Below are 13,584 nucleotides of genomic sequence, written 5' to 3'. Positions count from 1 at the left end.
TCCTCCCCACCAGGGACGGTTGAAACCCCCTGGAGCCTTATCGAACACCTCACGCGGGGTTTTCGCCTCCCCGGGCGGGAAAGTGGGTATGACCCGATACTGCGAGCGGGCGGTCAAGCTGTTGCACCCTGTCTACCCTCCTGCGAGTGAAGTAACGGTAAATACCTGGACAACGCCCCCCATACGGCGGATCCTTTGCTCACTCCCCGTGCCTGCCGCCGCCAGGAGCAGCCGTGCCGCCGTGTTCCTCCCCCACCCGTCCGCCGTCCGCCCACGGACCGTTCGGCCACGCACTGGCCGGGCTGCTGGACGTCCTGCTCCCCGCGAACTGCGCGGGCTGCGGCGCCGAGCGCACCCAGCTCTGCCCGGCCTGCCGCGAGGTCCTCGCCACCGCCCGGCCCGCCCCCACCCTGCTGCCCTGGGCGCACGCCGCCGCCCCCTACACCGACCCGGTCCGGCAGCTGCTGCTCGCGCACAAGGAGCGCGGCGCGCTGCGGCTGGCCGGGCCGCTCGGCGAGGCCCTCGGCCGGGCGGTGCGCTCCGCCCTGGGGTCACGGGCCGGGGCCGCGCCGCTGCTGCTGGTACCGATGCCCTCGGCCCGCGCGGCCGTCCGCGCCCGCGGCCACGACCCGACACTGCGGCTGGCCGGGGCCGCCGCCCGCTCGCTGCGCCGGGCCGGCCTGGACGCCCGGGCCGCCGCGCTGCTGCGGCACGCCCGTCCGGTCGCCGACCAGACCGGGCTGAACGCGGCGGAGCGCCGCCGCAACCTGCACGGCGCGCTCACCGTACTGCCGCGCGCCGGGGCGGGCCTGGCGGGCCGCCACCCCGTCCTGGTGGACGACCTGGTGACGACCGGGGCCAGCCTCGTCGAGGCCGCCCGGGCGCTGGCCGACGCCGGCCTGCCCGCCCGGGCCGCCGCCACCGTCGCGGCCACGGTCTCCGCCTCCGCGGCGCGCCCGGCGGGCTGAGGCTCCGCCGGAGGCCGGCCGGCCCGCCCGGCCGCGCCGTCAGCGCACGGACGGACCGGAAGCCGACCGGTCGTCAGCGCACAGGCCGACCGCCCGTCAGCGCACGGTCCGACCGGAAGCCGACCGCCCGTCACCCCGCGTAGAAGTACGACCGGGGCTTGTCGATCAGCGGGACTTCCCGCCACTGGTTGTTGACCAGCCGGTAGGCCTTGACCTCGCTCGGCTTGCCGTCCGCCTGCTTGACCTCCGCCATCGCGAGCACCGGCGGCGCCTGGGTCAGGCTGTCCCCCCGGGACTCGGAGGCCGCGACGGTCATCATGCTGTCGGCGCTCTGCAGCTGGGTGTCGGTGCTCCGCGAGCCGTCGGTGCTGATGAAGTACAGCTGCTGGGTCCGGTCGGTCTCCTTGCCGAGCACCAGCAGCTGGTCGGTCTCCGCCCAGGACACCGAGGCGACGTCGGTCAGCGTGGGGGCGGCCCGGCGCAGTCCGGTGATCTTCACGGTCGGCGCCTGCGGGGTGCCGCCGTGCACCACCAGCCCGAACATCAGCGAGCGGATGGCCACGCCCGGGGTCTTGACCACCAGGGCGGCCCGGACGCCGTCCGAGGAGATCTTCAGCGCCTGCACGGTCTGCCCGGCCAGCCCCTCGACCGGCACGGTGTACGGCTTGTTGCCGCGCACCATCACCACCCGCTGGCCCTGCTGGTTGCGGTCCACCACCCAGAGGTCGCCGCGGCCGTCCCAGCTGGGCGAGGCGAAGCCGTCCTCCTTGTCGCCGGACTTCGCCGCCGAGCTGAGCACCGGGTCGCCCAGGTTCACCGTGTTGTCCGTCAGCTGCACCGAGTAGACCTGGTGGCCGTCCTCGCTGATCGCGGCGGCCTGGAAGCCGCCCCGGCTGACCGCGACGGCGCCGAGCGGCGGCTTGGAGTTCGACTGCGGCTTGCCGAGGACGCCGCGGACCGGGTCGCCGGCGCGCCCCTCCTCGGTCGCCACCAGGGCGCCGTCGGCGCGCTGGTAGTACTGGATCGCGGGCGTCGGCCCGGCCAGGGCGCCGGGTCCGGTGGCCGGCTCGTCGGCGCGGCTGGCGGTGCAGGAGCCGCGCTGGCCCTTCAGTTCGAGCCGCTCGACCTGGCCCTTGCCCTGGTCGGCGAGGGTGTAGAAGAGCTGGGTCGCCATCCGCCGGCAGCCCATCGGCTCGCTGAGGTCGGCCGAGCCGAGCTGCACGTGGGCGACCTTGCTGTCGTCGATGGTCACCCGGTCGACCTTGGCACCGTTCGGGAAGGCCGTCCGGACCACGGGCGAGAGCCAGGTCGAGGGCCCGTCGGCGACCGCCTGGGCTGCCGAGGCCAGCGGGTCTATTCGGCGCCGCAGGTAGATCGGGTCGGCGACCAGCACCTCGTGGCCGGAGTTCCCGGCGGCCACCGCGGACGGGTCCGGCGCGGTGTAGAAGAACCGCTCGACCTGCCGGAAGCTGTTCCGGAAGTTGGTCTCGTTCATGATCACGCCGGACGGCAGCTTGTCGATCCGCCACTCGTCCTTCTCCCGGACGAAGGTGAAGTCGGACGAGACGTTGTTGTTCTGCCCGGCCACCAGCAGGTACGAGTGCTTCTCGTCGACGCTGGCGACCAGCTGGCCGCTCACCGTGACCGTCACCGGGGCCTGGGCGTCCGCGTCGGTGACGTCCGCGCCGCCGGGGATGGTCGTGGACGAGAGCACCCGGATCCCGGCCTCCGGCTTCCAGGCCGCGGCGGCGCCCTCGGTGAGGTACTTGCGGGCGGTCTCGTACCCCTCGTCGGCGGTCACCGCGTCCAGGAACCCGGTCAGCAGCTCGTGCGGCTTGGCGCCCTTGCCGGGCGCCATCGGGTAGACCCTGGCCTGCAGGTTCTTGTCCGCCGAGCCCTGGGACAGCTCCACCCTGGTGATGCCGCCGGAGTCCGGCATGGCCGCGCAGCCGCTCGCCGTCAGGGCGAGCAGCACGCCGGCCACCGCGAGGAGCCGCGGCTCAGTCCTCTTGCTCGTCCCTCGCACGCTGCGACCCCTCCACGTCCGTCCCACCCGTCACGTCCGGCTCCGCCGTCCGCTGTGCCACCGACGGCCGTCCGGGCGTCGGGTCCACCATGACCTGGGCGCCGGTCGCCCCGTAACCGGCGCCCGCCGTCCGCACGTCCGAGGGGTCCGCGCGCGGGCCCTCGGGCAGTCGGTTCCGGCCGAGGCCGGGGCCGATGTTCAGTACCCCGCCGAGGCCGCTGCCGAGGCCGCCCATGCCCTCCGGCGCCTCCGTCGGCTCCTCGGCGACGGTCATCGCCGTCGAGCCGACCGGGCTGATCGCCCGCCGGTACGGCGTTCCGTACGCGCCCAGGCCCCGATTGTTGCGGGAGTCCTCGGGCTCCAGCCGGAACGGCGCCCGGGAGATCTCGCCGCCGCGGGTGCGCGGCAGGGTGAGCCGGAAGTGCGAGCCGCCGCCGGGCTCGCCCCAGGCCTGGAGCCAGCCGCCGTGCAGATGGGCGTCCTCGACGGCGATGGACAGGCCGAGGCCGGTGCCGCCGGTGGTCCGCACCCGGGACGGGTCGGCCCGCCAGAACCGGTGGAACACCCGGGACGCCTCGCCCGGCTTGAGGCCGATGCCGTAGTCGCGGACGCCGACGGCGACCGCGCCGTCCGCGGAGCCCAGCCGGACCACCACATCGCGGCCCTCGCCGTGCTCCAGCGCGTTGACCACCAGGTTGCGCAGGATGCGCTCGATCCGGCGGGAGTCCACCTCGGCCAGCACGGGCTCGCCGTCACCGCGGATCACGACGGCGCTGCCCTTGGCCTCGGCCAGCGGTTCGGCGGCCTCCACCACGCGGCCGACGATCTCCCGCAGGTCGACCGGCTCGGCGTCCAGGATCGCGGCGCCGGCGTCGAAGCGGCTGATCTCCAGCAGGTCGGCGAGCAGCGACTCGAAGCGGTCCAGCTGGCCCTGCAGCAGCTCCGCCGAGCGGGCCGCCATCGGGTCGAGGTCCTCACGGCTGTCGTAGATGAGGTCGGCGGCCATCCGGACGGTGGTCAGCGGGGTGCGCAGCTCGTGCGAGACGTCCGAGACGAAGCGCCGCTGCACCCGGGACAGCTCCTCCAGCTGGCGGATCTGCGCCTGCAGGGCGTTGGCCATCCGGTTGAACGATTCCCCGAGGCGGGCGATGTCGTCCGTCCCGGTCACCTTCATCCGCTCTTCCAGGTGCCCGTCGGCGAGCCGCTCGGAGATCCCGGCGGCCATCCGGACCGGGGTGACCACCTGGCGCACCACGACCCAGGCGATGCCGCCCATGAGGATCACCACGAACACGCCGGCGGTCGCCAGGGTGCCGGTGACCAGGTTGAGGGTGTCGGTCTCCTGGCCGAAGGAGAACACGTAGAACATCTGGTAGCTGTTGCCGCCCGCGCCCGGGCCGGCGAACTGCATGCCGAGGGCCAGCCCGGGCTCGGACTTCCCGCCGCTCTCGGGCGAGCGGTGGATCCGGGTCGGCTGGTCGAACATCTGGGCGGGCTCGGCGACGAGCTTGGCCCGCAGGGCGTCCGGGATGCTGCTGGGCTGGATGTCGCCCGAGTAGCGCGGCGCGAAGCCGCCGCCGTCGGGGACGACGGCGTCGCTGCCGGGGGCCATCGCGATCACCGAGTAGACGGTCTGCCCGCTGCCGGCCAGGTCGTTGACCTGCCGCAGCAGCCAGGTGCCGGGGTCGTCGACGGTCGGGTCGGCGGTGCCCCGCAGCTTCTGGTCCTTGGCCTCGTCGATCTTCTTCTGCTCGACCTGGAAGCCGATCCTGGCCTGGGCCCGGGCGGCGTCCATCTTGGTGTCGAGCAGGCCGGTGCGCACCTGCGCCACCACGACCACGCCGAGCACCAGGACCACCGCGATGGAGGCCAGCAGCGACACCGCGACCACGCGCAGCTGGATCGACCGCCGGTACAGCGCGGACGCCCGGTGGGCGGGTCGGCGCAGCTGACGCTTCACCAGCCCGACGATGCCGAAGCGGCCGCGTCGGTGGCGGGTGGTCGAACTCAGCACGTCCCCGCGCACGGCCCCGGCCCCGTCGGTCGCGGTACCCGACGGGGTCTCGTCAGCCCGGTCCGTCACGTCAGCTGGGTCCGGCCTTGTAGCCGACGCCGCGGACGGTCACCACGATCTCGGGACGCTCCGGGTCCTTCTCGATCTTGGAGCGGAGGCGCTGCACATGGACGTTGACCAGCCGGGTGTCCGCCGCGTGGCGGTAGCCCCAGACCTGCTCCAGCAGCACCTCGCGGGTGAACACCTGCCAGGGCTTGCGGGCCAGCGCGACCAGCAGGTCGAACTCCAGCGGAGTCAGCGGGATGCCCCGGCCGTCCCGCTTCACCGAGTGGCCGGCCACGTCGATCACCAGATCGCCTATGGTCAGCTGCTCCGGCGTCGGCTCCTCGGCACGGCGCAGCCGGGCGCGGACCCGGGCCACCAGCTCCTTGGGCTTGAACGGCTTGGTGACGTAGTCGTCGGCACCCGACTCCAGGCCCACCACGACGTCGACCGTGTCGGTCTTCGCGGTCAGCATGACGATCGGGATGCCGGACTCGGCCCGGATCTGCCGGCACACGTCGATGCCGTCCCGGCCGGGCAGCATCAGATCGAGCAGCACCAGATCGGGCTTGGTCTCCCGGAACGCGGCTAGCGCCTTGTCCCCATCCGCGACGAAAAACGGCTCAAAACCCTCACCACGCAACACGATGCCGAGCATCTCGGCCAGTGCGGAGTCGTCATCAACGACGAGGACGCGTCCCTTCATGGCTCCATCTTCTCATTACCGGATTGTGACCTGCCGCACAGCAGTGCCATTGCTCCAGAACGGCCAACTCGCCCGCCGGTGCATTCCGGCCATACCGGGCGAATGACCCCGGCCGGAGCACCTCCGAACCGCCCGCGGCCCGCCGCCCGACCCGCGGTGACCACCCGTTGACGATCAGCGACCGGATCCCCCTGAGGCCGCCCCCGGCCCCATGGCACGATGGGCGCTGCGCGCGGACGGAAGATCGTTCGGAGCCGCACCCACGACGCCCCTCCGAGGAGCAGTGATGACCGACACTCCGGGCTGGGCCTCGCCCGGCTCGTCCGAGCCGTCCCGCGACGGCGCCCGGCCCCCGGCCGACGCGCCCGCCGCCGTGCCCGGGCCGTCGGCACCACCGCAGGCCACCCCCGGCCCGCACACCCGGCCCGGTCGGCCGCAGTGGGGGCAGCAGCCCTCCGGCGGCCACAGCCCGTACGGCTGGGGCGTACCGCAGAGCCCCAAGCCGGGCGTCATCCCGCTGCGCCCGCTCCTCGTCGGCGAGCTCCTCGACGGCGCCGTCGGCACCGTCCGCCGACAGTGGCGGACCGTCCTCGCCCTCTCCCTCGGCATCGCCGTGGTCGCCCAGGGCGGGGCCGTCCTGGTGGACCTGCTGGTCAAGGGCAAGACCGGCGCCGCCACCCAGACCCTGCGGCTGGTCGCCGCCATGCCGCTGCAACTGCTGCTCGACGTGCTCGCCGCCGCGCTGCTCACCATCGTGGTCAGCCGCGCCGTCCTCGGCCGGTCCGCCACCGCGGGCGAGGCCTGGCGGGACGCCCGACCGCGGCTCCTGCAGCTGTTCGGGCTCACCCTGCTCACCGTCCTGATGGGCCCCGGGGTGGCACTGCTCGGCTTCGCGCCGCTGATCGGCTACAGCGTCAGCGGCGCCAACGAGCCCGCGACCACCGGGCTGCTGTTCATCGTCGGCGTGCTGGCCCTGCCGGTCGCCGCCTGGCTGTGGGTCCGCTACAGCCTCGCCGCCCCCGCGCTGATGCTGGAGAAGCAGGGCGTGGCGACGGCGCTGTCGCGCTCGCGGCGGCTGGTCCGCGGCTCCTGGTGGCGGGTCTTCGGCATCACCCTGCTGAGCAAGGTGCTGTCGCTGGTCGTCGCGGTGGTCATCGCCGTCCCGTTCCGCTTCATCGGCCTGCTGCTCGGCATCGACAGCCTCGACGACCGGGGCCTGGGCGGCGCGACCCAGCAGGGCGCCTGGATGGTGGTCGTCATGGCCGTCGCCGGGATCATCGCCGGCACCCTGACCACCCCGTTCATGGCCGCCGTCGGCGTGCTGGTCTACGTCGACCAGCGGATCCGCCGCGAGGCCCTCGACATCGAGCTCGCCCGCGCCGCCGGTCTGCCCGAGTACGGCGGCACCGGCTGGGGCGAGCAGGCCGGCCCGACTCCGGCGAGGCGCTGAACCGGATGTCCGACTGGGGGGACAGACTCCTCGCCGCGGGCGGTGCCCCGGTCACCGTCCCGCGCGATCCCGCGCGCGACGCCGCCCGGGACGAGCTGCTCAACGCCGAGTACCACAAGCACGACCCGTCGCTCCTGCAGCGGGCCACGGACTGGATCTGGGAGCACATCGCCGGCGCGCTCGACAGCATCTCCGGCGACGGCGCGGACGGCACCACCGGCCTGGTGCTGTTCCTGGTCGTCGCGGTGCTGATCGGCGCCGCGCTCTGGTGGCGCCTCGGCGCACCCCGGCGCGCCGCCCGCACCACCGGCGACGTGTACGGCGTCGAGGGCCCGCGCAGCGCCGCGCAGTACCGGGCGGACGCGGCCGGGCACGCCGCCGCCGGACGCTGGGCCGAGGCCGTCCGCGACCAGATGCGCGCCCTCGTCCGGGGCCTGGAGGAGCGGACCCTGCTCGACTCCCGCCCGGGCCGCACCGCCGACGAGGCCGCCGCCGAGGCCGGCCGGGCGCTGCCCGAGCACGCCGCCGCGCTGGCCGCGGCCGCCCGGAGCTTCGACGACATCGCGTACGGCGAGCGCACCGCCGACGAGGCCGCGTACCGGCTGCTGCACGAGCTCGACCGGACGCTGGAACGCGCCCGGCCGGTGCTCGCCCCGGACGGCGCCGCGACCGGCCCGGCCCCGGCCGCAGGCCCGGCCGCCGCTTCGTCCGCCGCTTCGTCCGAGGCTTCAGGAGGAGCGGCATGACCGACACCGTCCTCGCACCCCCGTCCGGGACCGGGACGCCCAGCACCGCCCCGACCAGCCTCGCGCCCACCCCGCGCGGCCTGTGGCGGCGGGCCCGCTGGTACCTGGCCTTCCTCGTCGCCCTGCTGATCGGCGCCGTCGCCGTGACCGCCCTCGGCCAGGACCACAGCTACCCGCCGCTCGACCCCCGCTCGTACGACCGCGACGGCGCCCACGCCGTCGTCGCACTGCTCGAACGCCAGGGCGTCACGGCCGAGTTCACCGCCGACCCGACCGGCAGCCCGGCCGGACCGGACACCCTGGTGCTGCCCGAACCCGACCTGCTCAGCCCCACCCAGCTGCGGGCCGTCGCGGCCGCCCGGCACCGGCGGCTGGTCCTGATCGCCCCGGGCCCGGCCGCGCTCACCGCGCTCGCCCCCGGCATCCGGCTGTCCGACGAGGACGGCGGCCTGCCGTACGCCTCCGTCCACAGCACTCCGGCCGACTGCCCGGTCATCGAGGCGGCCCGGGCCGGCAGCGCCCAGCTGGGCGGCATGCTCTACACCAGCGGCAGCCGCGGCGAGGGCTGCTACCCGCGCGGCCACGGCTACTCGCTGGTCAGCACCCCGGGCGCCGGCGGCGACGTCATCGTCCTCGGCACCGGCGCCTTCCTGCACAACGAGCAGCTGCCCAAGGACGGCGACGCCTCCCTCGCGCTCGGCCTGCTCGGCTCGCAGCCCCGCCTCACCTGGCACCTGCCCGACTACTCCGCCCCGCTCCCCGACGGCGTCCGCGCCCGGAAGACCTTCGGCGACTACATCCCGAACGGCTGGCACTGGGCCTACTACCAGCTGGTCGTCGCCGCCGTGCTCGCCGCCCTGTGGCGCGGCCGCCGGCTCGGCCCGGTGGTCAGCGAGGACCTGCCCGTGGTGGTCCGAGCCTCCGAGACCACCGAGGGCCGCGCCCGCCTCTACCGGCGTGCCAAGGCCCGCGGCCGCGCCGCCGAGGCCCTGCGCCGCGCCGCCGGCCACCGCCTCGCCCCGGCCCTGGGCGTCCCGCTCCAGGCCGGCGTACCCGACCCCGACGCCCTCTGCGCGGCCGCGGCCGCCCGTCTCCCCGACCGGCCCGTCGGGGACGTCCGGGCCCTGCTGTACGGCCCGCCCCCGACCGACGACACCGCGCTGCTGCGGCTCGCCGACGACCTCGACACCCTCGAAAGGCAGGTACGGAACCCGTGACCGACCAGGCAACCGCCCAGCTCCGCGCCGTCCCCGGCCCGGCGACCGCGACCCCGGGCGCCACCACCGACCCGCGGGCGGCGCTGACCGCCCTGCGCGCCGAGATCGGCAAGGCCGTGGTCGGCCAGGACGCCGCCGTCACCGGACTGGTGGTCGCGCTCCTCTGCGGCGGCCACGTGCTGCTGGAGGGCGTCCCCGGCGTCGCCAAGACCCTGCTGGTCCGCACCCTCTCCACCGCGCTCAGCCTGGAGACCAAGCGCATCCAGTTCACCCCCGACCTGATGCCCGGCGACGTCACCGGCTCGCTCGTCTACGACGCCCGTACCGCCGAGTTCTCCTTCCAGCCAGGCCCGGTCTTCACCAACCTGCTGCTCGCCGACGAGATCAACCGCACCCCGCCGAAGACCCAGGCCGCCCTGCTGGAGGCCATGGAGGAGCACCAGGTCACCGTGGACGGCGAGCCGCGTGCGCTGCCCGTCCCGTTCCTGGTCGCCGCAACACAAAATCCGGTCGAGTACGAGGGCACCTACCCGCTGCCCGAGGCCCAGCTGGACCGCTTCCTGCTCAAGCTGGTCCTGCCGCTGCCCGACCGCGACCAGGAGTTCCAGGTCCTCTCCCGGCACGCCGCCGGCTTCGACCCCCGCGACCTCGCCGCGGCCGGCGTCCGCCCGGTCGCCGGGCCCGAGCACGTCGCCGCCGCCCGCGAGCAGATCGCCAAGCTGACCGTCGCCCCCGAGGTCCTCGCCTACATCGTCGACCTCTGCCGGGCCACCCGGCAGTCCCCGTCGCTGTCCATCGGCGTCTCCCCGCGCGGCGCCACCGCCCTGCTCGCCGCCTCGCGCGCCTGGGCCTGGCTGGCCGGCCGCGACTACGTCACCCCGGACGACGTCAAGGCACTCGCCCTGCCCACCCTGCGGCACCGCGTCGCGCTGCGCGCCGAGGCCGAGATGGAGGGCGTCACCGCCGACTCCGTCATCCAGGCCGTCCTCACCCAGACGCCCGCACCCCGCTGACCCACCGCCCGCCGATCCACCGCCTGTTGATCCACCACCCGTCGGCCATCGCCCGCACCCGTCGCGGGCCCCGGACGACGGGTCTCCGAAGGAGCGCACCGCATGGCCCTCACCGGGCGAACCGCCCTGCTCGCCGCACTCGGCGCGCTCGTCGTGGGCCTGCTGCTGCCGTCGGCCGCCGGGATCTGGCTGGTCACCGGCGCGGTCCTGCTCGCCGTCGCGGTCGACCTGGTGCTCGCCGCCCCCGTCCGCGACCTGCGGTTCGGACGGGGCGGCACCACCACCGTCCGGCTCGGCGAGCCCGCCACGGTCGAACTGACCGTCACCAACCCGTCCGGGCGCCCGCTCCGGGCCCTGCTGCGCGACGCCTGGGCCCCGTCCGCCTGGCGGCCCGGCACCGCCGGGACCGCCTCCCGGCACGCCCTGACCGTCCCCGGCGGCGAACGGCGCCGGGCCGTCACCGTGCTCACCCCGAGCCGCCGCGGCGACCACCACGCCCACCGGGTGACGGTCCGCTCCTTCGGCCCGCTCGGCCTGGCCGCCCGCCAGGGCTCGCACCTCGTCCCCTGGACGGTCCGCGCGCTCCCCCCGTTCGCCAGCCGCAAGCACCTGCCCTCCCGGCTCGCCCGGCTGCGCGAACTCGACGGCCGCACCTCGGTGTTGACCCGCGGCCAGGGCACCGAGTTCGACTCCCTGCGCGAGTACCTGCCCGGCGACGACGTCCGCTCCATCGACTGGCGCGCCAGCGCCCGCCGCAACACCGTAGCCGTCCGGACCTGGCGCCCCGAACGCGACCGGCACATCCTCGTCGTCCTCGACACCGGCCGCACCTCCGCCGGGCGAGTCGGCGACGCCCCCCGACTGGACGCCGCCCTCGACGCCGCCCTGCTGCTGACCGCCCTCGCCACCCGCGCCGGCGACCGCGTCGACCTGCTCGCCCACGACCTCCACAAGCGCGCCGCCGTGGCCGGCTGCTCCGCCCACGAGGTCCTGCCCGCCTTCACCAACGCGATGGCCGGCCTGGAGCCCGCGCTGCACGAGACGGACCTGCGCGCACTGGTCTCCACGGCCCTCAAGATGGCCCCCCAGCGGTCGCTGATCGTCCTGCTCACCGGCCTCGACGCGGCGCCCGTCGAGGACGGCCTGCGCCCCCTGCTGCCGCTGCTCACCAAGCGCCACGAGGTCGTCCTGGCCTCCGTCGCCGACCCCCGGCTGGACGTCCTCGCCGCCGGCCGCGGCACCGTCGAAGCCGTCTACGGCGCGGCCGCCGCCGAGCAGACCCGCGCCGACCGCCGCGCCACCGCCGACCGGCTCACCCGTCACGGCGTCACCGTCCTCGACGCCCCGCCGGCCCAGATCGCCCCCGTCCTCGCCGACGCCTACCTGGCACTGAAGGCCGCCGGCCGGCTCTGACCCGCCCGCCCTGCTTCAGCGGGGCCGGCGGTCGTTCAACTCCGCGTTGATCCGGGCCGCCTGACGCGTCAGGTGGTCCCGCTCCGCCAGGTTGGACGCCCGGTGCGCCGCCTCGACGTACAACCGCGCCGCCCTCTCCAGGTCTCCGTCCCGCTCATGCAGGTACGCCGCCACCGCGGTGTACCGGGGCAGCGATTCGTCCAGCTGGGCGAGCGCCGCCAGCCCGGCCCTCGGCCCGTCCGCCTCACCGACGGCCACCGCACGGTTGAGCCGGACCACCGGACTGTCCGTCAGCCGCACCAACTCGTCGTACCACTCGACGATCTGCACCCAGTCGGTCTCCGCCGCGGTCGGCGCGTCGGCGTGCAGGGCCGCGACGGCGGCCTGCGCCTGGAACTCGCCCAGCCGGTCCCGGGCCAGCGCCGCCTGCAGGATCCCCACCCCCTCGGCGATCAACCCGGTGTCCCAGGTGCCGCGGTCCTGCTCCGCCAGCGGCACCAGGCTGCCGTCCGGCGCCGTCCGCCCAGCCCGCCGGGCGTGGTGCAGCAGCATCAGGGCCAGCAGTCCCGCCACTTCGGGGTCGTCGACCGCCGCCGCGAGCTGCCGGGTGAGCCGGATGGCCTCGGCGGCGAGGTCGACGTCCCCGGAGTAGCCCTCGTTGAACACCAGGTACAGGACGCGCAGGACGGTGGACAGGTCACCGGCCCGGTCGAACCGCACATCCGAGACGGTCCGCTTGGCCCGGCTGATGCGCTGGGCCATGGTCGCCTCGGGCACCAGGTAGGCCCGGGCGATCTGCCGGGTGGTCAGACCGCCCACGGCCCGCAGCGTGAGCGCGACCGCCGAAGACGGCGTCAACGACGGGTGGGCGCACAGGAAGTAGAGCCGGAGCGTGTCGTCCGCCTCCGCCGCAGGACCCGGCTCCGGCTCCTGGTCGACCAGCTCCTCACGCCGCCGACGGGCCGTCTCCGACCGGGCCGCGTCGAGGAACTTGCGCCAGGCCACCGTGACCAGCCAGCCCTTCGGATCCCGCGGCCGGTCGGTCGGCCATAGCCGAACCGCCTCGACCAGGGCCTCCTGCACGGCGTCCTCGGCCGCCGCGAAGTCTGCTCCGCGGCGGACGAGGATCCCGAGCACGCTCGGCGTGAGGCTCCGGATCAGGGCCTCGTTCATCGGAGAGGTCACTCCGTGATGGTCGGCGGCTCGGCCAGGAACGGCCGCAGCTCCAGCCACTCGTGGATCGGCTCCCCGCCGGCCCCGGGCGCGGCCGACAGCTCCCCGGCCAGCTCGACCGCCCGCTCGTAACTGTCGACGTCGATCACCATCCAGCCGGCGATCAGGTCCTTGGTCTCCGCGAACGGCCCGTCGGTCACCGGCGGACGGCCCGCACCGTCGGAGCGCACCCACGTCCCCTCGGGTGCGAGCGCCTGACCGTCGACGAACTCGCCGGTCTTCTCCAGCCGGGCCGCGAAGTCCTGCATGTACCGGATGTGCGCGGAGATCTCCTCCGGCGTCCACCGGTCCATCGGCACGCAGTTGACCGCCTCCGGGGCGCCTCGGTAGTGCTTGAGCAGCAGGTACTTGGCCATCGTGCTTCTCCCTCGGTGCTGGTGCGACCCATTGTGGCCGCGTCCACCCCGGGGACGAAGCCGGCCACGGCTTCTCGACACCATCGACCAAGATTTTTTCCAGCACCTTCCGGCTCCGTCCGGCCCGGAAACGCGAAGAACCCCCATCCGGAAACCAGATGGGGGTTCTTCAGCAATGATTGTTCGGCGGCGTCCTACTCTCCCACAGGGTCCCCCCTGCAGTACCATCGGCGCTGTGAGGCTTAGCTTCCGGGTTCGGAATGTAACCGGGCGTTTCCCTCACGCTATGACCACCGAAACACTATGAAACTGTCAACCGACACCCGACAAGTTCGGGCGGGTCGTTGTTTCAGAACAACACAGTGGACGCGAGCAACTGAGGACAAGCCCTCGGCCTATT

At 74.6% G+C, this 13,584-nt stretch carries 11 protein-coding genes and 1 rRNA gene; 6 read left to right on the top strand and 6 right to left on the bottom strand.

The annotated features are described in order from the left end of the window. The first annotated feature begins 233 nt into the window (after nucleotides 1–233). A complete protein-coding gene (locus IE332_RS39310) occupies nucleotides 234–968 on the top strand; it encodes a ComF family protein (protein WP_308437663.1) in 735 nt (244 codons plus the stop codon). Between the two features lie 130 nt (nucleotides 969–1,098). Here the strand turns inward: IE332_RS39310 and IE332_RS39305 are convergent, their stop codons facing one another. Genes IE332_RS39305 through mtrA form a run of 3 tightly spaced genes read right to left on the bottom strand, consistent with a single transcriptional unit; the run spans nucleotide 1,099 to nucleotide 5,756 of the window. Beyond that, the gene (locus IE332_RS39305) at nucleotides 1,099–2,994 is read right to left on the bottom strand and encodes an LpqB family beta-propeller domain-containing protein (protein ID WP_189926417.1); all 1,896 of its coding nucleotides are present in this window, start codon (nucleotides 2,992–2,994) and stop codon (nucleotides 1,099–1,101) included. Beyond that, a complete protein-coding gene (gene mtrB / locus IE332_RS39300) occupies nucleotides 2,969–5,077 on the bottom strand; it encodes an MtrAB system histidine kinase MtrB (RefSeq protein ID WP_189926416.1) in 2,109 nt (702 codons plus the stop codon). Before mtrB ends, IE332_RS39305 begins: the two co-directional genes overlap by 26 nt. A gap of 1 nt (nucleotide 5,078) precedes the next feature. Further along, complete coding sequence (gene mtrA / locus IE332_RS39295) at nucleotides 5,079–5,756, bottom strand: MtrAB system response regulator MtrA (RefSeq protein WP_030061806.1); 678 nt, start codon at nucleotides 5,754–5,756, stop codon at nucleotides 5,079–5,081. Between the two features lie 286 nt (nucleotides 5,757–6,042). Between mtrA and IE332_RS39290 the strand changes: the two genes are divergently transcribed. From IE332_RS39290 to IE332_RS39270, 5 genes are all read left to right on the top strand, one after another. Continuing rightward, nucleotides 6,043–7,206 (top strand): DUF7847 domain-containing protein, encoded by a 1,164-nt coding sequence (locus tag IE332_RS39290; protein ID WP_189926415.1) that lies wholly within the window; start codon nucleotides 6,043–6,045, stop codon nucleotides 7,204–7,206. 5 nt (nucleotides 7,207–7,211) lie between these two features. Beyond that, on the top strand, nucleotides 7,212–7,952 hold the full coding sequence (locus IE332_RS39285) for a DUF4129 domain-containing protein (RefSeq protein ID WP_189926414.1): 741 nt from the start codon (nucleotides 7,212–7,214) through the stop codon (nucleotides 7,950–7,952). Then, nucleotides 7,949–9,169 (top strand): DUF4350 domain-containing protein, encoded by a 1,221-nt coding sequence (locus IE332_RS39280; RefSeq protein WP_189926412.1) that lies wholly within the window; start codon nucleotides 7,949–7,951, stop codon nucleotides 9,167–9,169. Before IE332_RS39285 ends, IE332_RS39280 begins: the two co-directional genes overlap by 4 nt. An 83-nt stretch (nucleotides 9,170–9,252) precedes the next feature. After that, nucleotides 9,253–10,182, top strand: coding sequence for an AAA family ATPase (locus tag IE332_RS39275; RefSeq protein ID WP_229929289.1), 930 nt, complete (start codon nucleotides 9,253–9,255; stop codon nucleotides 10,180–10,182). A 102-nt stretch (nucleotides 10,183–10,284) separates the two neighbouring features. Continuing rightward, on the top strand, nucleotides 10,285–11,595 hold the full coding sequence (locus IE332_RS39270) for a DUF58 domain-containing protein (RefSeq protein WP_189926408.1): 1,311 nt from the start codon (nucleotides 10,285–10,287) through the stop codon (nucleotides 11,593–11,595). A gap of 15 nt (nucleotides 11,596–11,610) precedes the next feature. Here IE332_RS39270 and IE332_RS39265 read toward each other — a convergent pair whose 3' ends face one another. The 3 genes from IE332_RS39265 to rrf form a co-directional block, all read right to left on the bottom strand. Beyond that, nucleotides 11,611–12,768 carry an RNA polymerase sigma factor gene (locus tag IE332_RS39265; RefSeq protein WP_189926456.1) on the bottom strand — a complete coding sequence of 386 codons (1,158 nt, stop codon included), beginning with the start codon at nucleotides 12,766–12,768 and terminating at the stop codon, nucleotides 11,611–11,613. Nucleotides 12,769–12,776: 8 nt separating this feature from the next. After that, nucleotides 12,777–13,184 carry a YciI family protein gene (locus tag IE332_RS39260; RefSeq protein ID WP_189926406.1) on the bottom strand — a complete coding sequence of 136 codons (408 nt, stop codon included), beginning with the start codon at nucleotides 13,182–13,184 and terminating at the stop codon, nucleotides 12,777–12,779. A gap of 181 nt (nucleotides 13,185–13,365) precedes the next feature. Further along, nucleotides 13,366–13,482 (bottom strand): 5S ribosomal RNA (rrf, locus tag IE332_RS39255). Nucleotides 13,483–13,584 lie beyond the last annotated feature (102 nt).

It is taken from the genome of Kitasatospora xanthocidica, from assembly GCF_014656195.1.
GTDB lineage: Bacteria > Actinomycetota > Actinomycetes > Streptomycetales > Streptomycetaceae > Kitasatospora > Kitasatospora xanthocidica.
This window is presented reverse-complemented; position numbering and strand designations above follow the sequence as displayed.

What these genes read in the sequence shown, in the direction of transcription:
- IE332_RS39270 (WP_189926408.1), top strand. Translation starts at nt 10,285, where the DNA reads ATGGCCCTCACCGGGCGAACCGCCCTGCTCGCCGCACTCGGCGCGCTC.
- IE332_RS39260 (WP_189926406.1), bottom strand. Translation starts at nt 13,184, where the DNA reads ATGGCCAAGTACCTGCTGCTCAAGCACTACCGAGGCGCCCCGGAGGCG.
- IE332_RS39290 (WP_189926415.1), top strand. Translation starts at nt 6,043, where the DNA reads ATGACCGACACTCCGGGCTGGGCCTCGCCCGGCTCGTCCGAGCCGTCC.
- IE332_RS39285 (WP_189926414.1), top strand. Translation starts at nt 7,212, where the DNA reads ATGTCCGACTGGGGGGACAGACTCCTCGCCGCGGGCGGTGCCCCGGTC.
- IE332_RS39280 (WP_189926412.1), top strand. Translation starts at nt 7,949, where the DNA reads ATGACCGACACCGTCCTCGCACCCCCGTCCGGGACCGGGACGCCCAGC.
- mtrA (WP_030061806.1), bottom strand. Translation starts at nt 5,756, where the DNA reads ATGAAGGGACGCGTCCTCGTCGTTGATGACGACTCCGCACTGGCCGAG.
- IE332_RS39265 (WP_189926456.1), bottom strand. Translation starts at nt 12,768, where the DNA reads ATGAACGAGGCCCTGATCCGGAGCCTCACGCCGAGCGTGCTCGGGATC.